General features: G+C 68.8%; 1 protein-coding gene. It reads right to left on the bottom strand.

Annotation, left to right across the window (positions count from 1 at the left end; genetic code table 11):
• The coding region (locus RM812_RS42835) for an acyltransferase domain-containing protein (RefSeq protein ID WP_311586543.1) at positions 1-336 on the bottom strand (336 nt) is incomplete at both ends.

Below are 336 nucleotides of genomic sequence, written 5' to 3'. Positions count from 1 at the left end.
ACTCCGCCGTCTCCTGCACCGCACCCGTCAGCACCGGATGCGCGCCGGCCTCCACGAACACCTCGAAACCATCAGCCAGGAGACGCTCCACCGTCTCCTGGAACCGCACCGGCCGACGCAGATTCCGCAGCCAGTACCCCGCGTCCAGACCCGCCGTGTCGACCACCGCAGCTTCCACCGTCGAGTAGAACGGAATCTCACCCGTGCGGGGACGGATACCGGCCAGGACCTCCTCCAGCTCACCACCCAACGCCTCCACATGCACCGAGTGCGAGGCATAGTCCACCGGCAGACGACGTGCCCGCACCCCCTCCGCCCCACACCCCGCCACGAACC

This window comes from Streptomyces lancefieldiae, assembly GCF_031845825.1.
In the GTDB taxonomy this organism is placed as follows: Bacteria; Actinomycetota; Actinomycetes; order Streptomycetales; family Streptomycetaceae; genus Streptomyces; species Streptomyces lancefieldiae.
Note: the sequence above shows the minus strand (reverse complement) of the source record. Positions and strands in the feature narration are given on the sequence as shown.